Genomic DNA, 21108 nt, shown 5'->3' with positions numbered 1-21108 from the left:
ACATGATCACATCACACATCACCCTTACAAGAAGCGCCATTGTTTTGGCGGCCTCGACTTTATTACTGGCTGCATGCGGCAAAGGGGGCGATAAATCTGCTGTAGCTTCGGCTGATGGTGTTGAGGTAAAGATCGGTCACGTTGCTCCTCTCACTGGGCCTATTGCCCACTTAGGTAAAGATAATGAGAACGGCGCCCGTCTTGCGCTTGAAGAAATCAATAAAGCGGGCTTAATCATTGATGGAAAAAAAGTAGTTCTGACTTTGGTCCCCGAGGATGATGCGGAAGATCCAAAGACAGCCACACAAGTTGCGCAAAAATTAGTGGATGCCAAAGTAGTGGGGGTAGTAGGTCACCTCAACTCTGGAACAAGTATTCCGGCATCGCGTATCTATAGCGACGCAGGCATTACTCAAGTTTCTCCATCAGCAACGAATCCTGACTATACCAAGCAAGGCTTTAAGACGACTTATCGTTTGGTGGCTACTGATGCACAGCAAGGCCCAGCATTGGCTAATTACGTTGCCAATACTTTGAAGGCAAAGACTGTAGCGATTATTGATGACTCAACTCAGTACGGCAAAGGTTTGGCTGATGAATTTGAGAAAACAGTTAAAGCTGCTGGCATGAAAGTGGTCACTCGCGAAGCGAGCAATAACAAGGCAACCGATTTCAAAGCAATTCTGACTAAAATTAAAGGTAGCAAACCTGATGTCATCATGTATGGCGGCATGGATGCGACAGGCGGCCCTTTAACCAAGCAAGCAGCAGAACTTGGCATTAAAGCCAAGATAGTTGGTGGTGATGGTATGTGTACAGAAAAGCTTGCTGAGTTGGCTGGCGATGCCGTAGTGAATGTGACCTGTTCTGAGGCTGGTATGGCGTTATCGAAGATGGCGCAAGGCGCGGACTTCCAGAGGCGATATAAAGAGCGCTTTAATTCCGAGGTACAAATCTACGCACCTTTCACTTATGACGCAGTCTATGTTTTAGTGGATTCAATGAAGCGCTCAAACTCAACCGACCCCGCAAAGATTTTAGCTGCCATGCCAGATACCAAGATGCAGGGCCTAGTAGGCAATATTGCCTTCGATAGCAAGGGTGATATGAAAGAAGGCGTAATCACTTTGTATGACTTCAAAGACAAAAAGAAAACTGTTCTTGACGTCATTAAGATGTAAAGACACTTCAATAAAAAATGGCGCCGCTCATGCGGTGCTATTTTTTTATCTAGACCCAATTTATTCCCAACCCTAATGGATATCCTTCTTCAACAGATTATTAATGGCTTAGTGCTAGGCAGCATCTATGCCTTGATTGCGTTGGGGTACACGATGGTCTATGGTGTTCTGGGGATTATTAATTTTGCACATGGCGAGGTCTTAATGATTGGCGCCATGGTTTCGCTGTCGTTATTGCGCCTGATTCTCAATTTAACGAGTGACTTGCCGGGTTGGCTTACGCTCTTGATCGTGCTACCAGTAACGATGGCAGTCTGCGCAGGATTAAGTTATTGGATTGAGAGGATTGCTTATCGCCCTTTGCGTAATGCTCCACGCTTGGCGCCGCTGATATCGGCTATTGGCATGTCTATTTTGTTGCAAACGATTGCAATGATGATTTGGTCGCGCAATCCTATGACTTATCCACAATTATTGCCTTCAACTCCAATTGATTTGTGGGGGAGTGGCGCTACGATTACTGGCAAAGAAATTGTGATCATCGTGGTGGCCTTGGCAGTAATGTCAGGCTTATTGTTCCTGGTAGAAAAAACAAAGCTTGGCAGAGCAATGCGGGCTACGGCAGAACAAGCTCAAATTGCTGCGCTGATGGGCGTTAATCCAAATCGCGTGATCTCCATTACTTTTATGTTGGGTGGTGCACTAGCGGGTTTAGCGGGCGTCATGATTGCGAGCAACTATGGAAATGTCCACTTTTACATGGGCTTCATTCCAGGCCTTAAGGCATTTACTGCTGCCGTCCTGGGTGGTATCGGAAATTTGCAGGGCGCGATGTTAGGTGGCCTGCTCTTAGGGTTAATTGAATCTTTGGGTGCAGGATATATCGGCGAGCTTACCGGTGGAGTCTTTGGCTCTAACTACCAGGATATCTTTGCATTTCTAGTGTTGATCTTGGTTTTGGTTTTGCGACCTACAGGTTTGTTGGGTGAGAAGGTTTCAGATCGTGCTTAAAAGTCTTTTCGCCAATCGCTTCATTCGCCTTAATCGCTCCACCTATCTTTGGCTGGGTGTTATCGCTTTAGTGCTTTTACCTTGGGTTGTAGGTGCTGGTGGCGGCAGCTACTGGGTGCGAGTACTCGACTTTGCCTTGCTTTACATCGTGCTGGCCCTGGGCTTGAACGTCGTAGTGGGTTTTGCGGGCCTTTTAGATTTGGGCTACATAGCCTTTTATGCTTTAGGCGCCTATAGCTTTGCCCTGTTGGCTTCTCCACATTTGCCAACTCAGTTTGAAACTATTGCGGCTGCTTTTCCAGAGGGCATGCATTTTTCACCCTGGATGGTTGCCGTCTTCTCGATTATTCTGGCCGCTTTATTTGGGCTGATTTTAGGTTTGCCGACGCTGCAGTTGCGCGGTGATTATTTGGCAATCGTTACCCTAGGCTTCGGTGAAATTATTCGTATCTTTATGAATAACCTTGACCGCCCTCTAAATCTCACTAATGGCCCTAAGGGAATTTCGGGGATTGATCCGATTCAATTGTTTGGCATCTCGTTTACTAAACCTTTGAATTTAGGTTTTGTGCAAATTCCGGGTTTATATCTGGTGTTTTATTTATTCCTTGTGTTGGCAATTGCGGTAGCTATTGTTTGCTTACATTTGCAGGACTCGCGTATTGGGCGCGCTTGGATTGCCATTCGCGAGGATGAGATTGCAGCCAAGGCGATGGGTATTAATACGCGCAATATGAAATTACTCGCCTTTGCAATCGGCGCTTCATTTGCGGGTGTGGCGGGCGTATTGTTTTCTGCTTTTCAGGGCTTCGTCTCTCCAGAATCATTTACGCTCTGGGAGTCTATCGTAGTCCTGGCTATGGTCGTTCTTGGCGGTATTGGGCATATTCCAGGAGTGATTTTGGGTGCGGTGCTATTGGCGGTGTTTCCGGAGGTATTGCGCGGTATTGCGCAGCCATTGCAGCAGTTCTTGTTTGGCCATGTCGTTATCGATGTTGAGGTAATCCGTCAATTAATTTATGGCCTAGCTTTGATTCTGATCATGCTCTATCGCCCAGGTGGTATTTGGCAAAAGCGTAGAGGTGGCAAATGACAACTGCTTTACTGTTGGATGTCGCTGATGTATCCAAGCGCTTTGGTGGCGTGCAGGCGCTAGACTCCGTTGGTTTACAAGTACCCCATGGTGCAATTGTTGGCTTGATTGGCCCCAATGGTGCCGGTAAGACAACTTTCTTTAATGTGATTACTGGTTTATATCCTGCGGACTCTGGAATCTTTTTGTTTGATGGCAAATCGTATTTTCCAGAGTCGGTATCTGAAGTTACTAAAGCTGGTTTAGCTAGAACATTCCAAAATATTCGTCTCTTCGGCGAAATGACTGTCCTCGAGAATGTCATGGTGGGCTGTCATTGCCGGACTAAAGCTGGGCTATTAGGCGCAATTTTCCGCTTTCCATCAACTAAGCGTGAAGAGCGCGCAATACGAGAAAAAGCGCATAAGCTATTGGCTTATGTCGGTCTAAGTGAGTTTGCCCAGATGGAAGCGTGTAACCTCTCTTACGGTCATCAGCGTCGTCTTGAGATAGCGAGGGCATTAGCCACTGAGCCTAAACTCTTGGCTCTAGATGAGCCAGCTGCTGGTATGAATGCTACTGAGAAATTAGAGCTTCGAGAATTGTTATTGCGCATCCGTGCTGATGGCAAAACCATCTTGTTGATTGAGCACGATGTGAGTTTGGTTATGGGGATTTGCGACAGCTTGACGGTACTGGATTACGGCAAGGTAATTGCTACTGGAAAGCCTGCGGATGTGCGCGTCCACCCAGAAGTGATAAGAGCCTATCTTGGGCAAGGGGTTGCGTAATGGCTTCTTTGCTTAAGGTAAAGGAACTCAAGGTTTCTTATGGCGGAATTAATGCCGTTAAGGGAATTGACTTACATGTAGACCATGGTGAGCTTGTTGCCTTGATCGGTGCAAATGGCGCAGGTAAGAGCTCTAGCCTGAAGGCCATCGCAGGTTTGCTCACTCCATCTGCTGGAGAGATTCATTTTGCAAACCAGGAAACCAAGAAGTTGCCCGCATATGAATTAGTGCGCCTGGGATTAGGCATGGTACCCGAGGGCCGCGGCGTCTTTAAACGCATGACGATTTTAGAAAACCTACAAATGGGTGCTTACTTAAAGTCTGATGCCAAGGAAATTGAGCGCAAGCTTGAACAGGTGTATTCGTATTTCCCGAGATTGAAAGAGCGTCTTTCACAGTTGGCGGGGACGTTATCCGGTGGTGAGCAGCAAATGGTTGCCATGGGCAGGGCAATGATGGCTCAGCCCAAGTTACTACTGTTAGATGAGCCTTCAATGGGGCTATCCCCCATCATGGTAGAAACCATATTTGATGTGATTCGCAGTTTGTCCACCAGCGGGATGACTATTTTCCTGGTGGAGCAAAACGCACGCTTAGCCCTGCAGATGGCAGATCGCGCCTACGTCATGGAGAATGGCTTAATCACTCTGAGCGGATCTGGAAAAGAATTGCTAGAGGATCCTAGGGTTAGAACTGCCTACCTAGGTGAGTAGGTGGGCAAGGCTTATTAAGCTGCTTCCTTGAGTAACTCGCGCAGCATATTGCACATCTGACGAATTTCATCGTCAGACACATTTAAAGCTGGCATAAAGCGCAATAGGTTTGGCCTAGGTGAGTTAATCAGCAACCCTTCAGGGCTGCGATCTCGCGCCAGATCAACTAGTTTTGGGCCAATATCTTTTCCAAGCATCAGCGCACGTAGCAATCCTTCGCCACGCTCACCTTCAAGATTAAATTCTGCACAAAGCTTAAGTAATTCAGACTTTAGCAATGCACCTTTCGCTTTGACGCTATCCAAAAATCCGGGAGCCAACAGTTGTTCAATGACGCTAATACCAACAGCAGTCATGAGGGGGTTACCGTTATAAGTCCCACCTTGATCGCCAGGCACAAAGCAAGCTACTGCATCTGTTGCCAGTAGGGCTGCCAATGGAACGCCTCCACCAATACCTTTGCCCAAAGTCATGATATCTGGCTCAATGCCGTAGTTTTGATAGGCAAAGAGCGTACCGGTGCGACCACAGCCAGCCTGCACTTCATCGGCAATCAACAGAATATTGTTTTCTTTGGTGAACTTACGTAGCTCACGCATAAATTCTTGGGTTGCTGGAATCACACCACCTTCACCTTGAACGGGTTCAAGCATGACCGCAACGGTTTTGTCAGTCACTAGTTTTTTGACGGACTCTAAATCATTTAAATCCGCTTTAGGAAAGCCCGCTACTTGTGGAGCAAACATCGTATCCCAGTTTGGTTTTCCAGAAGCGCTCATCGTTGCTAGTGTGCGGCCATGAAAACTGTGATCGAAAGTAATAATTTCAAACGCACCAGATTTATTTAGCTGACCCCATTTGCGTGCCAACTTAATTGCACCTTCATTGGCCTCCGCGCCACTATTTGCAAAGAAGACTTTATTGAAGCAACTGTTTGCAGTCAGTAGATTGGATAGGTCAATCATCGGTTCGTTGTAGAACGCAGGACTTGGGTTAATTAACTTCCTTGCTTGCACGTTGAGCGCTTCAATCATCCCTGGGTTGCCATGGCCTAAGCAGTTCACAGCCCAGCCTTGCAAGAAATCTAAATAGCGTTTGCCATTGTTATCCGTTAACCATGAGCCCTTGCCCTCCATCATCACGACCTCAGGGCGCGGTGTAATAAACATGACTGAGTGGGTATCAATAGTCTGGATTGGCTTATTCATGCTGATTTAGGAAGAAAGAGTGACAGGGTGAAATGAAGTTTCTATTATCTAACCGAATGGGTTTTGTGGGGCAAGACTTATGCGTTAGCTAAATCAGCCGCGCTAGTGAATGAGTCGGCAAAGAACTCTTCCTCTGGCAAGAGGCATTTGGCTGAGAAGTCATTTCTGGCGGCATTGACCATGACTGGGGCACCACAGGCATAGACCTGCAAACCCTTCATATCAGGATGGTCAGCCATCACAGCTTGATGCACAAAGCCGGTGCGACCTTGCCAACCATCCTCCGCCAAGGCGTCCGAAATCACGGGGATGTATTTAAAGTCGGCAATTTCTTTTTCCCAGACTTTGCACAAATCACCCAAATACAAATCACTGGGGCGACGTCCACCCCAGTAAAGGTAGATTGGCCTCTCCATCTTCTTTGCTTGCATTTGCTCGATGATCGATTTGATCGGGGCAAAGCCTGTGCCTGCTGCAACAAAAATAATCGGTTTTTTAGAATCTTCTCTTAAGAAGAAGCTTCCTAGGGGACCCTCAAAGCGAAGAATATCTTTTTCTTTTAATGCGGGCGTGACGGCACCAAACACAAAGTCGGTAAAGAGGCCGCCTGGCAAATGACGAATATGCAACTCCAGAGGACCCTCTTGCTCGGGCGCATTGGCGATTGAGTAAGCACGGCGTTGACCATCTTTGAGGAGAAACTCCAAATACTGACCAGCCAAGAATTGAAAGCGTTCTGCAGCAGGTAATTGGAGCTTGAGAATGGCGACATCATCACTGGGTCTGGTAATCACGTTGACGCGGCAAGGCACTTTGCGAATCGCAATATCGCCCGCCCCTTGGACTTCACGAGCTTCAATTAGCAGGTCTGATTGGGGGTGGGAGCAACAAACCAGAATGCCGCCTGCAGTCTCATCAGTCTTACTCAGGGCGCTTTCACTATGCTGACCATGAGTCACTTGACCTTCTAAAACTTTACCTTTGCAGGAGCCGCAAGCGCCATTTTTGCAGCCATAGGGCAGGTTGATGCCTTGACGAAGAGCGGCCTCCAGGAGATTCTCATCTGGATTAACGGTAAATTGTTTGCCGCTCGTTTTGAGCGTGACCTGATAAGACACTCTCATTCCTTTCAATAAATCGTTACGATGTAGCTTATGCAACCTTTTGGTAAACCTTCAATCCTGATTATTGGCTGCGGAGACATTGGTCTTCGGGTCGCTAAGCAACTATCGCGAAGTCATCGTGTTTTTGCGCTGACTTCACAGCAAAGTCGTTTTCAGGAGTTGAGGGAGGTTAGCGCGATTCCTATTTTGGGTAATCTGGATCATCCAGAGTCTTTATGGCGCCTTAGCGGTTTAGCTCAAACCGTCATTCATCTGGCGCCACCTCAAAATGGTGGAAATCGTGATTGCCGAACCCGCAACCTACTCCGAATTTTAGCCCAAGGCTCCAATGCCGTCAGGCGCCTGATCTATATCAGCACCACCGGTGTCTATGGTGATCACCGGGGCGGTAAAGTGAGCGAGATAACTCCAGCAAACCCTCAAAGTGAGCGCGCCCAAAGAAGAGTGGATGCTGAGCGGGCTCTTCGATTATGGGCGCCAGCACACGGCGTTGCCTTAACGATTTTGCGTGTTCCAGGGATTTATGCGGCTGATCGTCTGCCGATTGAGAGGCTTCGGGCGCAAACACCAGCACTACTGCCTGAGGAAGATGCTTACTCCAATCATATTCATAGCGATGATTTGGCGAGGCTAGCCTGTGCAGCCGTCTACCATGGCAAGCCTCAGCGCATCATTAATACCTGTGATGGCGGCGAGACCAAAATGGGGGATTACTTTGATGAAGTGGCCGATGCCTTTGGGCTGGAAAGACCGCTCCGATTACCTGGCAGTGAGTTGCAAAAAATTGTTAGCCCAATGCTTTGGTCTTTTATGCGTGAGTCACGCAGAGTGACTAATCAGCGCTTGCCAGAATTAAAAACGCCACTACGCTATCCCAGCGTAGGACATTTTCTAAAAACTATTTCCAAGAATCCTTAAGTCCAACTGTGCGGTTGAACACGGGCTTGCCAGGCTTGGAATCATACTTGTCGGCAACAAAGTAGCCGTGACGTTCAAACTGAAAACGATCCTCCGCTGTGGCATCTTTCATGCAGGGCTCTAAGTAAGCAGTAATAGTTTGCTTAGATTGGGGATTGATTGCTTCTAAGAAATTCTTATCGCCACTATCTGGATGCGGGTCGCTAAAGAGGTGATCATATAGACGAACTTCTGCAGGAATCGCCTCAGCCGCGCTGATCCAGTGAATATTGCCTTTGACCTTGTAGTTATTGGAGCCAGCAGTACCGCTCTTGCTATCGGGGAAGTGTGTCACGTTGACTTGCGTGACATTCCCTTGTGCGTCGGTTTCAAAACCAGTGCATTGCACAACAAATCCATGGCGTAAGCGAACGCGGCTACCGGGCTGATCTCCAATCGGTGGATATAGCCTGAAGAAGCCCTTAATGGGTTCCTTCATAAAGTCATCTGCTTCAATCCACAGTTCGCGCGTGAAATGAAATTCACGATTGCCCCACTCGGGGTGATTCGGATGACGTGGGGCAGAGCATGCTTCTTTTGCTGAGACATCAAAGTTTTCCACTACGAGCTTGAGTGGTTTGAGTACCGCAGTAGCGCGTGGAGCTCTTGCTTCTAGATCGTCGCGCACCGCTTGATCAAGTGTACTCATATCAATCCAGCTATCGGCTTTAGATACGCCAATGCGCTCGCAGAACAGACGAATACTTTCTGGGGTGTAGCCACGACGACGGATTCCTACAATGGTTGGCATCCGTGGATCATCCCAACCCTCAACATGCTTTTCTTCTACCAGCTGCAGTAACTTACGCTTACTGGTAATGGTGTATGTCAGGTTCAGTCGTGCGAACTCATATTGATGGGGCACCGGGTCTTTAAAGACGCCCAATTCTTTTAATGAATTCACAATCCAGTCGTACAAGGGGCGGTTGTTTTCAAACTCTAGTGTACAGATGGAGTGAGAGACATTCTCCAATGCGTCAGAGATGCAATGTGTGAAGTCATATAGGGGATAAATGCACCATTTACTGCCCGTGCGGTGGTGATCGGTATGGCGGATACGGTAAACAACGGGATCACGCATCACAATATTGGGATGCGCCATGTCAATTTTCAGGCGCAATACATGCTCGCCGTCCTTGAACTTCCCATCACGCATTTCGCGGAATAAGGAGAGATTTTCTTCTGGACTACGATCGCGGTAAGGGCTATTTTTTCCAGCTTGGCCAAAGTTACCTCGATTGGTATGAATATCATCAGCGCTTTGACTGTCAACATAAGCCTTACCGCTCTGAATCAAGATTTCAGCAAACTCATAGAGACGATCAAAATAATCGCTCGCATGATAAAGATGGGTTCCCCAATCAAAACCAAGCCACTTCACTGCATCCAAAATACTGTCAGCGTATTCCACATCCTCTTTAACTGGATTGGTGTCGTCTAGACGCATATTGCAGCGCGCACCACCAGCTTGATTGTTGTAGTCAGCAGCTAAACCAAAATTGAGGCAAATACTTTTAGCGTGACCAATATGTAAATAACCATTTGGCTCAGGTGGAAAACGGGTAATGATGGACGGAATCGCTTTACCAGCCAAATTGGTACGCTGTGAAAAAGCCCCGCTTGCTAAATCATGGTCAATGATCTGGCGTAAGAAATTAGACGGTTCGGCTACAGCGCCGGCATTTGCTTTGGAGGGTTTGCTATCTTGGGACATAGCCACATTGTAGAGAAAACCCCCAGCCCATAAAGAAAAAGCCCGCAAACAGCTGCGGGCTTGTTTCTGTGAGGCGTAAAACTATCAGTCTTCGACGAATGCCTCTTCGCGAGTCTTCTTGACTGCTGGCAGGGCCACGATCACTACCAAGAGGGCTGATGCAATCAGCAATCCCAAGGAGAGTGGACGAGTCAGGAAGGTGGTGAAATCGCCACGGGACAACAATAACGCGCGGCGGAAGTTCTCTTCCATCATTGGTCCAAGCACAAAGCCCAAAAGCAATGGAGGCGGTTCGCAACCCAGTTTGAAGAAGAGGTAGCCAATAATGCCAAAAGCAGCAGTCACATATACGTCAAAGACAGTGTTGTTGACGGTATAGACGCCGATACAGCAGAAAACCAAAATGGCTGGATACATGAAGCGATAAGGAATCTTCAGTAGCTTGACCCAGATACCAATCAGGGGCAAGTTCAAGAGAATCAACATCACGTTACCAATCCACATGGAAGCGATCAGACCCCAGAACAAAGCAGGGTTGCTGGTCATTACCTGAGGACCTGGTTGAATGTTGTGAATAGTCATCGCGCCAACCATCAAGGCCATCACTGCATTTGGTGGAATACCCAAAGTCAACAATGGAATAAATGAGGTTTGAGCGGCGGCATTGTTAGCTGATTCAGGGCCAGCAACACCTTCAATGGCGCCTTTACCAAACTCATGGCTGTACTTAGAGGATTTTTTCTCAACCGAGTAGGCGCCAAAAGCAGCAAGTGCTGCGCCACCACCAGGGAGGATTCCGAGAATCGAACCAATTGTTGTGCCGCGCAAGATGGAGGGAATCATGCGCTTGACGTCTTCCTTGGTAGGAATCATCGTGGTCATCTTGTTTAAGAAGCCTTCGTCCTCATCGGTTTTCTCAAGGTTGCCCATGATCTCTGCGAAACCAAAGACACCCATGGCAACTGCAACAAAGCCAATGCCATCACTCAACTCAGGAATATCAAACGCATAACGCGAAACACCAGAGTTAACGTCAGTACCGATCAAGCCCATTAGAAGGCCCAAGACGATCATGCCAATCGCTTTGATCAAAGAGCCGGACGCCAACACAACTGCGCCGATCAAGCCCAAGATCATCAAAGAGAAGTACTCAGCTGGACCAAACTTAAATGCCAGTTGTGAGAGTGGCGCAGCAAAAGCGGCCAATACTAAAGTTGCTACGCAGCCCGCAAAGAATGAGCCCATGCCGGCGGTGAACAATGCAACACCAGCTCGACCATTTCTGGCCATTTGATATCCATCGATCGCCGTGACCACCGAGGACGTCTCTCCTGGGATGTTCAACAGAATTGCTGTTGTAGAGCCGCCGTACTGTGAGCCGTAGTAAATACCAGCCAACATAATCAATGCAGCGATTGGAGGCAGGGCATAAGTAGCTGGCAACAACATTGCAATCGTAGCGATTGGACCCAAACCTGGCAATACACCAATTAGGGTTCCCAAGACGCAGCCGATCAGGCAGTACAAGAGATTTTGTAAGGTAAATGCGGTATCGAAACCGAGAGCTAAATTAGCAAATAAGTCCATTTTCAGTATCCCGGTACGTTATTGAAGAAAGAAAGGCAGTAATGGGAACTGTAATTTCAGACCCAGAACAAATACCGAATAAGTGAAAACAATCAGAAATGTGGCATTGATTAAAGTGCCTTTCCAATGAAATTCATGACTTGCACTGGCTGACATAAATACCAAAACGAACACGGCTACGATAAAGCCCATCGTTGGCAAGAGGATGCCATATGCAATGACGGATCCAGTAATGAGGCCAATGACCTTCCAGTTGAAAGGAGGGATTTTTTCAATCGCTGCTTTAGCGCTGAGTGACTTCACTAGGATTATTAAACCTAGGGCTGTCATTACTAGGCCAAGCCAGAAGGGGAAGTATCCAGGCCCCATTTTGGCGGCTGTCCCCATTGGGTACTGGGTAGCCATGAAGGTAAAAAAGAGACCAATGACCATATACATTAGGCCGGCCCCAAAATCTTTTTGATTACGGATTTCCAAGTTGCGCTCCTTAATTACCGACTTATTTGTCGATTTATTGATGTTGTGCGATTGTAAGGCAGGATATGGGGATCTTGTCTAGGGTTTGCCCTAGACAGGTGCCAATGCGATAATTATTGCTATGAAAGTCTCCCAAATTCGCCAGGCCTATCTGGACTTCTTTGCCCAAAAAGGCCACCAAATCGTCCCTTCCAGCCCAGTGGTGCCGGGGGATGATCCAACCCTGCTATTTACTAATGCAGGCATGAATCAGTTTAAAGATGTGTTTTTGGGCTTCGATAAGCGCCCCTATAACCGTGCGACGACTGCCCAAAAGTGCATCCGCGCTGGCGGAAAACATAATGATTTGGATAACGTCGGATACACCGCACGTCACCATACCTTTTTTGAAATGCTGGGGAATTTCTCTTTTGGAGACTATTTCAAGAGGGACGCCATTCAATTTGCCTGGGATTTATTGACCCAAGTCTTAAAGTTACCCAAAGAAAAACTTCTGGTCACTGTCTATGCTGAAGATGACGAAGCTTATGAAATTTGGAATAAACAAATTGGTGTCCCGGCCGATCGCATTATTCGAATTGGAGACAACAAAGGGGCGCGTTACGCCTCGGATAATTTTTGGATGATGGGTGATACAGGCCCTTGCGGACCTTGCACTGAAATTTTTTACGATCACGGCGAACATATTCCTGGTGGTCCTCCTGGAAGTCCTGATGAAGATGGTGATCGCTTCATTGAAATTTGGAATAACGTTTTCATGCAGTACAACCGTGACGAGGCCGGTGTAATGCATCCGCTACCTAAGCCTAGCGTTGATACAGGCATGGGACTCGAGCGTATTGCTGCAGTCTTGCAGCATGTTCACTCTAATTATGAAATCGACCTCTTCGTCAATCTTCTTAAGGCTTCTAAGGATGCGGTTGATGCGGCGGGTGGCGAAAACTGTGATGCACAAAGTCCTTCATTAAAGGTGATTGCTGACCACATCCGTGCATGTAGCTTCATTGTGGTCGATGGTGTCATTCCAGGTAATGCTGGTCGTGGTTATGTATTACGTCGCATTGCGCGGCGTGCGATTCGTCACGGTTACAAGTTGGGCGCACGCAAACCATTCTTTTATCAGTTGGTGCCTGCGCTTGTTAAAGAGATGGGGGAAGCCTATCCAGAGTTACGCGCCGCACAACACAAAGTCAGTGAAGTCATTAAGCAAGAAGAAGAGCGCTTCTTCCAAACGATTGCCAATGGCATGGAAATTTTGGATGGTGCTTTAGCTGGCGGCGCAAAAGTAGTTGACGGAGACACTGCTTTCCGCTTGCATGACACTTTTGGTTTCCCATTGGATTTAACGGCTGACGTTTGTCGTGAACGTGGCGTTACTGTCGATGCAGATGGCTTTGAAGTAGCGATGCAGAAGCAACGCGATCAAGCGAGAGCCGCAGGCAAATTCAAGGTAGCTCAGGGTCTGGACTACAAAGGCAAACCTACGCAGTTTCATGGGTATGACACCTTAAAGCATGAGGGCGCCAAAGTAACCGCCCTCTATGTAGATGGTGCTGCCGTGCCGTCAGTGAAGGCGGGCGATGCTGCCGTGATTGTTTTGGATAACACCCCTTTCTACGCTGAATCTGGTGGTCAGGTTGGCGATAAAGGCGAACTGCGCAACGACAGTATTCGTTTTGCAGTGGAGGATACCTTCAAGATTCAGGCTGACGTATTTGGCCATCAGGGTGAAGTGCTTGAGGGTGAGCTCAAAGTAGGTGATGCGATCAATGCACTGGTAGATACCCAGCAAAGAACCGATACGATGCGTAACCACAGCGCTACTCATATCTTGCACAAAGCCTTACGTGAAGTGTTGGGCGATCATGTGCAACAAAAGGGTTCATTGGTAGATGCTACTAAGACCCGCTTTGACTTTACGCACAACGCACCGATTACCGCTGAGCAAATTCGTCGTATCGAAGATCTCGTAAATCAAGAGATTCTGGAAAACACAGCCACTTCAGGCAAAGTTATGTCTTTGGATGATGCGCAAAAGACGGGTGCCATGATGTTGTTTGGCGAGAAGTACGGTGATGAGGTGCGAGTGCTGGAGATTGGCTCCTCTAAAGAGCTCTGTGGGGGCACTCATGTGGGACGCACTGGCGATATCGGTAGCTTGAAGATTGTTTCGGAGGGCGGTGTTGCTGCTGGTATCCGTCGTGTTGAGGCTGTGACAGGTAATAACGCGCTACATTTTTTGCAAGGCCTAGAAGACAAGATCAATGAAGCTGCGGCGATTCTTAAAACCCACCCTGGTGATTTGGTTAATCGCGTTGCGCAACTTCAAGAAAGCCTGCGTCAAGCGGAGCGCGATTTAGAAAAAGTGAACTCTAAGTTGGCTGCCAGCCAGGGTGATGAGTTGGCGGGTCAAGCCATTGATGTGAATGGCATTAAAGTCCTTGCTGCTAGACTTGACGGCGCCGATGCTGGCGTACTTCGTGAAACGATGGATGCTCTCAAGGCAAAGCTGAAAACCGCTGCCATCGTGTTGGCCTCAGTGCAGGGCGATAAGGTGAGTTTAATTGCGGGCGTTACCGCCGATTCGATTGGCAAAGTAAAGGCGGGTGACCTCGTGAACTTTGTTGCTCAACAAGTAGGCGGTAAAGGTGGCGGTAAGCCAGAGATGGCGATGGCTGGTGGAACCGATCCTAGTAAGTTGGGCGCGGCTTTAGCTGGCGTTAAAGACTGGATAGCAAGCAAATGAGTGAATCAGTGAATATTGCCTTTAATGCAGAAGTAGATGCGATTGGCATGAACTGCCCATTGCCTATCTTGCGTACTAAAAAAGCATTAGCAACAATGCAGTCAGGCGAAGTCCTAAAGATTAAGGCAACTGATGCGGGGGCCGCCCATGACTTCCCTGCGTTTGCTAAGCAAACTGGTAATGAGTTGCTTGCAAGCACCAGTGAAGGTGATGTACTGGTTTTCTTTATGAAGCGAAGATAAGAAATAGTCTGGCGTTCATATTTCTTGGTAAGGGATCAAACAAAAAGGCAGAGATTCTCTGCCTTTTGCGTATCTAACCCCGGAGGGCTACTTTAAAGACCAGCCTCTTAAATATTCAGCGAATTCTTCGCCAACTTCTTTGTGTCGTAGGGCAAAATCTACAGAAGCCTTGAGGTAGCCCAACTTACTACCGCAATCATAGCGAACGCCATCATATTCGTAGGCGAATACAGGCTCTTCTTTTAGTAATGCAGCAATTGCATCGGTGAGTTGAATTTCTCCGCCGGCGCCAGGCTTCACATTACGAATGTGATCAAAAATCTTTGCTGAGAGCACATAGCGCCCAACTACCGCGAGGTCAGAAGGCGCATCTATTGGCTTCGGTTTCTCGACAATGCCATTGAGTCGATAAATACCTCTGCTCACTTCATCCCCCGAGACAATTCCATATGAGCTACTTTTGGCGGGGTCGATTTTTTCTACTGCCAATACCGATCCTGCTTGCTCTTCATATACTTTGAGCATTTGTGAGAGTACTGGCGGCTGACCATCCAAAAGGTCATCAGCTAAGATCACTGCAAACGGCTCGTCACCCACTACCCGTGCGGCGCAGAGAACTGCATGACCTAAGCCTAATGGTTCGGCTTGCCTAATGTAGATGCAGTCCACATTGTCGGGTTTAACACTGCGAACAAGTTGGAGGAGGTCCTGTTTGTTCTTCGCTTCAAGAGCTGCCTCTAGCTCGTAGGCTTTATCAAAGTGATCTTCAATCGCGCGTTTGCTGCGGCCCGTAACGAAAATGAGCTCTGTAATGCCGGCCGCAACTGCCTCATCTACTGCGTACTGAATCAGCGGCTTGTCCACCACATTGAGCATTTCTTTTGGGCTGGCTTTAGTAGCAGGCAAAAAGCGCGTACCAAATCCGGCAACGGGAAATACAGCCTTAGTTACTTTTTTAGAGCCGAAATGGATTGACATGGGTGGTCCGTTCTTACCGTTTTTATTTAAGACGCTCTAATTGTGCAACAAGCTTCTCATGATTTTGCTCAAAGCCAGCAAGGCGTTGTTTCTCTTGGGCAACAACCTCAGCTGGCGCGCGAGCCACGAAGCTTTCATTGGTCAATTTGCCCTTGGCTTTATTGATTTCATTGGCTAAGCGCTCAATTTCCTTCCCTAGACGGATTCGTTCGGCGCCAACATCCACCTCAATCTTAAGTAAGAGCTTGATATCGCCCACCAAAGCAATCGGCGCGCCTGGAGCATCTTTTTCTAAAGAAGATTCATCGCTATAGATTTTGACCTCGGCTAATTTAGCAAGCGCCATGAGATAGGGGGTGGCTTTTTCCAGGAACCCTTTTGGACCGCAGATCCAGAGTGGCACTTTTTGACCGGGAGGAACTTGCATCTCGCCGCGAAGATTTCTGCAGGCATCCACAATCGCTTTGATCTGCGCAACCCAGGCTTCACTCTTCTCATCAATCTTTTCAGGCTGAGCAATGGGGTAAGGCTGAAGAGCAATAGTTTGTTTTTCTTGCTGGGCTAAAACTTTTCCAGATTTAGGGCCAACAGTCTGCCAAAGCGTTTCGGTAATAAATGGAATTAAAGGATGCGCCATGCGCAGAATGGTTTCCAAAACACGCAATAGGGTGCGGCGGGTTGCACGTTGTTGCGCTGGTGTACCAGTCTGCAACTGCACTTTAGCAAGCTCTAGATACCAATCGCAATACTCATCCCAAACAAATTGGTAAATGCTGCTGGCAATATTGTCAAAGCGATAAGCCTCAAAGCCTTTAGCTACCTCGGCTTCAGTCCTTTGTAGTTGAGAAACGATCCAACGATCGGCTGGGGAAAAATCCAAATAGCCATCAGGGCCGCACTGGTTGTCACAAGGGGCGAAGCCATTGTCTTCATCGCCACCAGGGCAGTTCATGAGTACAAAGCGAGTGGCGTTCCAGAGTTTGTTGCAGAAATTGCGATAGCCTTCGCAGCGCTTCTGATCAAAGTTAATATTGCGACCCAGCGAAGCCAGGGAGGCAAAAGTAAAACGTAGGGCATCAGTGCCGAACGCAGGAATGCCATCCGGAAACTCTTTCTTCGTTTTCTTGCTAATGCTCTCAGCCTGTTTTGGATTCATGAGGCCAGTAGTTCGCTTGCCTACTAGCTCTTCAATTTTGATACCGTCAATCAAATCAATTGGGTCCAAAGTGTTACCTTTGGACTTGCTCATCTTCTGACCTTCCGCATCACGCACTAGACCGTGAACATAGACGGTGTGGAACGGTACTTTTCCAGTGAAGTGGCAGGTCATCATGACCATGCGCGCCACCCAGAAGAAGATGATGTCAAAACCGGTCACCAAAACGGATGAAGGTAAGAAGTGATTTAATGCAGGCGTTTCTTCGGGCCAGCCTAAAGAGCTGAATGGTACGAGGGCAGAGCTGAACCAGGTATCCAGAACGTCAGGGTCACGGTTGAGTTTGCCGCTGTAACCAGCCGCAGCAGCTTTCGCTTTAGCTTCTTCTTCAGAGCGCCCGACAAAAATTTGCTCATCATCGCCATACCAAGCGGGGATTTGATGGCCCCACCAGAGTTGACGGGAGATACACCAGTCTTGAATGTTTTCTAACCACTGGGTATAGGTGTTAATCCAGTTTTCTGGAACGAGCTTGATATCACCCTTAGTTACCGCATCTAAGGCAGCACCAGCAATCGATGAGCCGGGTTGGTACTTGTTATCGGGACTGGGTTTGGACATCGCCACAAACCATTGGTCAGTGAGCATGGGTTCAATGATGGTTTGGGTGCGATCACCGCGTGGCACCATTAATTTATGTGGCTGAACTTTATCCAATAAACCAGCAGCCTCTAAATCAGAAACTACTTGCTTACGTGCTGCGAATCTTTCCATGCCTTGATAGGCGGCTGGAGCATTCTCATTAATCTTGGCATCCAAAGTGAGGATGTTGATCATGGCTAGTTGATGGCGTTGACCTACTGCATAGTCATTAAAGTCATGCGCGGGGGTTACCTTCACAACACCGGTGCCAAAGTTCAAATCAACATAGTCATCAGCAATGATGGGGATCTGACGATCACATAAAGGTAAGTTCACTGACTTACCGATAAGGTGTTTATAGCGCTCGTCTTCTGGGTTCACCATGACGGCAACGTCACCCAATAAGGTTTCTGGACGGGTAGTTGCAACGGTGAGGTGGCCAGAGCCATCGGTCAATGGATAGCGGATGTGCCACATTGATCCATCTTCTTCTTCGCTCACTACCTCTAAATCAGAAACTGCTGTACCCAAAACAGGGTCCCAGTTCACCAAGCGCTTACCGCGGTAAATCAAACCTTGTTCATGTAGGCGGACAAAGACTTCGACAACTGCCTTGGACATCTTGCTGTCCATTGTGAAATATTCTTTGCCCCAATCAATCGATGCGCCAAGGCGACGAATTTGACGAGTAATCGTGTTGCCGGAAGTTTCTTTCCACTCCCATACTTTTTCTAAAAACTTCTCACGACCCAAATCATGGCGAGAAACTTTTTGAGCATCGAGTTGGCGCTCCACAACAATTTGAGTCGCAATGCCGGCATGATCTGTGCCCGGTACCCATAAAGTATTTTTGCCCGTCATGCGAGCGTGACGTACCAAGCCATCCATGATGGTTTGGTTGAAAGCGTGCCCCATATGTAGGGTGCCGGTTACGTTGGGTGGGGGAAGCTGAATAGAAAAATTACCTTTGCCCTCATCCATGGTGGAGTCCGCGATACCCCGTCGTTCCCACTCTGGACCCCAGTAGGCCTCTATCGGGGCGGGTTCGTAGGATTTGGCGAGCTCGTCCGCTGAGCTGGCCGCTGGTGAATTAGGGGTATTTGAGGCATTTGGCATAAGAGGCAAATTATAATTGGGCTGATGTACTCAGACTTGCTCGCGAACCTCAATCCAGAACAGCGCGAGGCAGTGACCCTCCCGCCCGTCCACGAAAATGGCCAAGCCCAATCAGCCTTGATTTTGGCTGGGGCAGGGAGCGGTAAGACCCGCGTCCTCACCACCCGTATAGCCTGGTTGATTCAGACCGGCCAGGTATCCCCTATTGGCGTCCTAGCGGTGACCTTCACTAATAAGGCCGCCAAAGAGATGATGCTTCGTCTTAGTGCCATGCTGCCGATTAATACGCGTGGGATGTGGATTGGCACCTTCCATGGCCTTTGTAACCGTTTATTGCGTGCTCACCACAAAGAGGCGGGTTTACCGTCGACCTTCCAAATCTTGGATACCCAAGATCAACTATCGGCAATTAAGCGCCTGTTGAAGGGTTTAAAGGTTGACGATGAAAAATATCCCGCAAAGCAATTGCAATACTTTATTGCCCACGCCAAGGAGCGCGGTCAACGAGCAAAAGATTTAGCGCTTGGTGATGATTTCCAAGCCAAGATGGCGCAACTGTATGCGGCTTACGATGAGCAATGTCAACGCGAAGGCGTGGTGGATTTTGCTGAACTCTTATTGCGCAGCTATGAATTACTCAAACATAGCGAAGCGATTAGGACCCACTATCAAGAGCGCTTCCGTCATATTTTGATTGACGAGTTTCAGGATACCAATGCTTTGCAATATGCATGGCTTAAATTGTTATCAGGTCATGACGCAAGTCGCATCAATGTCAGTGGCATGGGTAGTAGTTCCGTTTTTGCGGTAGGCGATGATGATCAAAGTATTTATGCATTCCGTGGCGCCGATGTTGAAAACATGCGTCTTTATGAAAAGCAATACCACCCATTGATGGTGAAGTTGGAGCAGAACTATCGCTCACACGGCCATATTCTGGATACGGCAAATCACCTCATTGCGAATAACTCTGAGCGCCTTGGTAAAAACCTGCGAACCGATGCTGGTCATGGCGAGCCAGTCCGCATTTATGAGGCGCCTAGCGATCATGCTGAAGCTGCCTGGCTGGTGGACGAGATCAAGGCGTTAGTCAATAGCGGTATCAAGCGCACCGAAGTAGCTTTACTCTATCGTAGCAACGCACAGTCACGCATTATTGAGCACGCATTATTTTCTGCGGGTATTCCGTATCGTGTATATGGCGGTTTGCGCTTCTTTGAGCGCGCTGAAATTAAACATGCGCTCGCTTACTTGCGCTTGCTCGAGAATCCAAATGATGACACTTCATTCTCTCGAGTGGTAAATTTTCCAACCCGTGGAATTGGAGCGAGATCGATTGAGGCCTTGCAAGATGCTGCCAGAGCACAGCAATGTTCTTTATATCTAGCCGCCTCTACTTTGGAGGGCAAAGCCGGCGCCGCACTTAGTGGATTTGTGCGTTTAGTAGATCACATGCGTGAAGCTACGCGTCACAATACCTTGCCAGAAACAGTCGAATTCGTAATTCAGCATAGCGGCTTGATTCAGCACTACCTCTCTGAGCGTGAAGGACAGGATCGTGTTGAGAACTTACAGGAATTGATTAACGCAGCCACTGCATTTATTGCTGAAGAGGGTTATGGCCAAGATGCAGCCGCCGCAATGTTGCCGGGTGAGAATGCTCCTGGCGTTGTCGAAGTTTCCCCTTTGGCGGCCTTTTTATCCCATGCTTCATTAGAGGCAGGCGATAACCAAGCTCAAGCCGGTCAAGATGCTGTTCAGTTAATGACAGTCCACTCAGCCAAAGGCTTAGAGTTCACCTCAGTATTCATCACCGGTCTTGAAGAGGGTTTATTCCCGCATGAGAACAGTGTGAATGAGCAAAACGGCTTAGAGGAGGAGCGCCGCTTGATGTATGTGGCGATTACACGTGCCAAGGAGCGCCTGTATCTCTCACACACTCAATCGCGGATGTTGCATGGCCAACTGCGCTACAACATGCCTTCCCGCTTCTTAGAAGAGCTCCCATCCGATTCATTGAAATGGCTCACCCCTAAATCAAGAGATGCACGCTGGGGTGGCGGTGGCTCAAGATCTGGCTCTACATGGCAAGATGGTTATACCCGTCAACGCGAATATGAGTCGAATGATTTTTTTGATTCGGGCTCCGAACGTCAAAGACCGGCGAAGCGAGTTGGTTCAGCTTCTATGGAAGTGAAAAGGCTAGCCTCCCCACCTCGCGGAAATTACCCATTCACCATCGGGCAGAATGTCTTTCATACGAAGTTCGGTGAGGGACGCGTGACTGGATTGGAGGGTGTAGATGCTGATGCAAGGGCGCAGGTTAATTTCAAGCGTCATGGCATCAAGTGGCTACAGTTGAGTATTGCGAAGCTTGCTGCGATTGACTGATA

The 21108-nt window shown here is 48.2% G+C and carries 16 protein-coding genes; 9 read left to right on the top strand and 7 right to left on the bottom strand.

What is annotated here, in order from left to right:
* Positions 1 to 2 precede the first annotated feature (2 nt).
* From FD963_RS08655 to FD963_RS08635, 5 genes are all read left to right on the top strand, one after another.
* A complete protein-coding gene (locus FD963_RS08655; RefSeq protein WP_215361972.1) occupies positions 3 to 1181 on the top strand; it encodes a branched-chain amino acid ABC transporter substrate-binding protein in 1179 nt (392 codons plus the stop codon).
* A gap of 75 nt (positions 1182 to 1256) precedes the next feature.
* Positions 1257 to 2192, top strand: a complete 936-nt coding sequence (locus FD963_RS08650; protein ID WP_215361970.1) for a branched-chain amino acid ABC transporter permease — start codon at positions 1257 to 1259, stop codon at positions 2190 to 2192.
* Positions 2193 to 2214: 22 nt separating this feature from the next.
* On the top strand, positions 2215 to 3285 hold the full coding sequence (locus FD963_RS08645) for an ABC transporter ATP-binding protein (protein ID WP_371818503.1): 1071 nt from the start codon (positions 2215 to 2217) through the stop codon (positions 3283 to 3285).
* Positions 3282 to 4055 (top strand): ABC transporter ATP-binding protein, encoded by a 774-nt coding sequence (locus FD963_RS08640; RefSeq protein ID WP_215361966.1) that lies wholly within the window; start codon positions 3282 to 3284, stop codon positions 4053 to 4055. The genes FD963_RS08645 and FD963_RS08640 overlap by 4 nt, the downstream gene beginning before the upstream one ends.
* Positions 4055 to 4768, top strand: a complete 714-nt coding sequence (locus tag FD963_RS08635) for an ABC transporter ATP-binding protein (RefSeq protein WP_215361964.1) — start codon at positions 4055 to 4057, stop codon at positions 4766 to 4768. Before FD963_RS08640 ends, FD963_RS08635 begins: the two co-directional genes overlap by 1 nt.
* 14 nt (positions 4769 to 4782) lie before the next feature.
* On the opposite strand, the gene FD963_RS08630 is transcribed toward FD963_RS08635, so the two are convergent.
* Both FD963_RS08630 and FD963_RS08625 read right to left on the bottom strand, forming a co-directional pair.
* Positions 4783 to 5976, bottom strand: coding sequence for an acetylornithine transaminase (locus FD963_RS08630; protein WP_215361963.1), 1194 nt, complete (start codon positions 5974 to 5976; stop codon positions 4783 to 4785).
* A gap of 77 nt (positions 5977 to 6053) precedes the next feature.
* Positions 6054 to 7094, bottom strand: a complete 1041-nt coding sequence (locus FD963_RS08625) for a CDP-6-deoxy-delta-3,4-glucoseen reductase (RefSeq protein ID WP_215361961.1) — start codon at positions 7092 to 7094, stop codon at positions 6054 to 6056.
* A 36-nt stretch (positions 7095 to 7130) separates the two neighbouring features.
* On the opposite strand from FD963_RS08625, the gene FD963_RS08620 reads away from it, so the two are divergent.
* The gene (locus FD963_RS08620) at positions 7131 to 8018 is read left to right on the top strand and encodes an SDR family oxidoreductase (protein ID WP_215361959.1); all 888 of its coding nucleotides are present in this window, start codon (positions 7131 to 7133) and stop codon (positions 8016 to 8018) included.
* Here FD963_RS08620 and FD963_RS08615 read toward each other — a convergent pair.
* The 3 genes from FD963_RS08615 to FD963_RS08605 all read right to left on the bottom strand — a co-directional run bounded on the left by FD963_RS08615 (position 7999) and on the right by FD963_RS08605 (position 11835).
* The gene (locus tag FD963_RS08615) at positions 7999 to 9771 is read right to left on the bottom strand and encodes a glutamine--tRNA ligase/YqeY domain fusion protein (RefSeq protein WP_215361957.1); all 1773 of its coding nucleotides are present in this window, start codon (positions 9769 to 9771) and stop codon (positions 7999 to 8001) included. The genes FD963_RS08620 and FD963_RS08615 overlap by 20 nt on opposite strands.
* Before the next feature lie 84 nt (positions 9772 to 9855).
* Complete coding sequence (locus FD963_RS08610; protein WP_215358500.1) at positions 9856 to 11358, bottom strand: tripartite tricarboxylate transporter permease; 1503 nt, start codon at positions 11356 to 11358, stop codon at positions 9856 to 9858.
* An 18-nt stretch (positions 11359 to 11376) separates the two neighbouring features.
* Positions 11377 to 11835, bottom strand: coding sequence for a tripartite tricarboxylate transporter TctB family protein (locus FD963_RS08605; protein WP_215361955.1), 459 nt, complete (start codon positions 11833 to 11835; stop codon positions 11377 to 11379).
* Positions 11836 to 11956: 121 nt separating this feature from the next.
* Here FD963_RS08605 and alaS point away from each other — a divergent pair, with 121 nt between their 5' ends.
* Both alaS and FD963_RS08595 read left to right on the top strand, forming a co-directional pair.
* Positions 11957 to 14581 carry an alanine--tRNA ligase gene (gene alaS / locus FD963_RS08600; protein WP_215361953.1) on the top strand — a complete coding sequence of 875 codons (2625 nt, stop codon included), beginning with the start codon at positions 11957 to 11959 and terminating at the stop codon, positions 14579 to 14581.
* On the top strand, positions 14578 to 14823 hold the full coding sequence (locus tag FD963_RS08595) for a sulfurtransferase TusA family protein (protein ID WP_371818474.1): 246 nt from the start codon (positions 14578 to 14580) through the stop codon (positions 14821 to 14823). The genes alaS and FD963_RS08595 overlap by 4 nt, the downstream gene beginning before the upstream one ends.
* Positions 14824 to 14910: 87 nt before the next feature.
* On the opposite strand, the gene galU is transcribed toward FD963_RS08595, so the two are convergent.
* Entirely contained in the window at positions 14911 to 15801 is an 891-nt protein-coding gene (galU, locus tag FD963_RS08590; RefSeq protein WP_215361951.1) for a UTP--glucose-1-phosphate uridylyltransferase GalU, read from the bottom strand.
* A gap of 22 nt (positions 15802 to 15823) precedes the next feature.
* Positions 15824 to 18715, bottom strand: coding sequence for a valine--tRNA ligase (locus FD963_RS08585; protein WP_215361949.1), 2892 nt, complete (start codon positions 18713 to 18715; stop codon positions 15824 to 15826).
* A gap of 24 nt (positions 18716 to 18739) precedes the next feature.
* On the opposite strand from FD963_RS08585, the gene FD963_RS08580 reads away from it, so the two are divergent.
* Positions 18740 to 21106: a UvrD-helicase domain-containing protein gene (locus FD963_RS08580; RefSeq protein WP_215361947.1), complete on the top strand. Its 2367-nt coding sequence runs from the start codon at positions 18740 to 18742 to the stop codon at positions 21104 to 21106.
* Positions 21107 to 21108: the final 2 nt, after the last annotated feature.

Source organism: Polynucleobacter sp. JS-JIR-II-50 (genome assembly GCF_018687895.1).
Taxonomy (GTDB): Bacteria; Pseudomonadota; Gammaproteobacteria; order Burkholderiales; family Burkholderiaceae; genus Polynucleobacter.
The sequence above is the reverse complement of the archived record's forward strand: the minus strand, read 5'-3'. Positions and strand labels throughout refer to the sequence as shown.

Coding starts and splice junctions, on each gene's coding strand:
- FD963_RS08655 (WP_215361972.1), top strand. CDS start 3: ATGATCACATCACACATCACCCTTACAAGAAGCGCCATTGTTTTGGCG.
- FD963_RS08650 (WP_215361970.1), top strand. CDS start 1,257: ATGGATATCCTTCTTCAACAGATTATTAATGGCTTAGTGCTAGGCAGC.
- FD963_RS08640 (WP_215361966.1), top strand. CDS start 3,282: ATGACAACTGCTTTACTGTTGGATGTCGCTGATGTATCCAAGCGCTTT.
- FD963_RS08635 (WP_215361964.1), top strand. CDS start 4,055: ATGGCTTCTTTGCTTAAGGTAAAGGAACTCAAGGTTTCTTATGGCGGA.
- FD963_RS08630 (WP_215361963.1), bottom strand. CDS start 5,976: ATGAATAAGCCAATCCAGACTATTGATACCCACTCAGTCATGTTTATT.
- FD963_RS08620 (WP_215361959.1), top strand. CDS start 7,131: ATGCAACCTTTTGGTAAACCTTCAATCCTGATTATTGGCTGCGGAGAC.
- FD963_RS08615 (WP_215361957.1), bottom strand. CDS start 9,771: ATGTCCCAAGATAGCAAACCCTCCAAAGCAAATGCCGGCGCTGTAGCC.
- FD963_RS08610 (WP_215358500.1), bottom strand. CDS start 11,358: ATGGACTTATTTGCTAATTTAGCTCTCGGTTTCGATACCGCATTTACC.
- alaS (WP_215361953.1), top strand. CDS start 11,957: ATGAAAGTCTCCCAAATTCGCCAGGCCTATCTGGACTTCTTTGCCCAA.
- FD963_RS08595 (WP_371818474.1), top strand. CDS start 14,578: ATGAGTGAATCAGTGAATATTGCCTTTAATGCAGAAGTAGATGCGATT.
- galU (WP_215361951.1), bottom strand. CDS start 15,801: ATGTCAATCCATTTCGGCTCTAAAAAAGTAACTAAGGCTGTATTTCCC.
- FD963_RS08585 (WP_215361949.1), bottom strand. CDS start 18,715: ATGCCAAATGCCTCAAATACCCCTAATTCACCAGCGGCCAGCTCAGCG.
- FD963_RS08580 (WP_215361947.1), top strand. CDS start 18,740: ATGTACTCAGACTTGCTCGCGAACCTCAATCCAGAACAGCGCGAGGCA.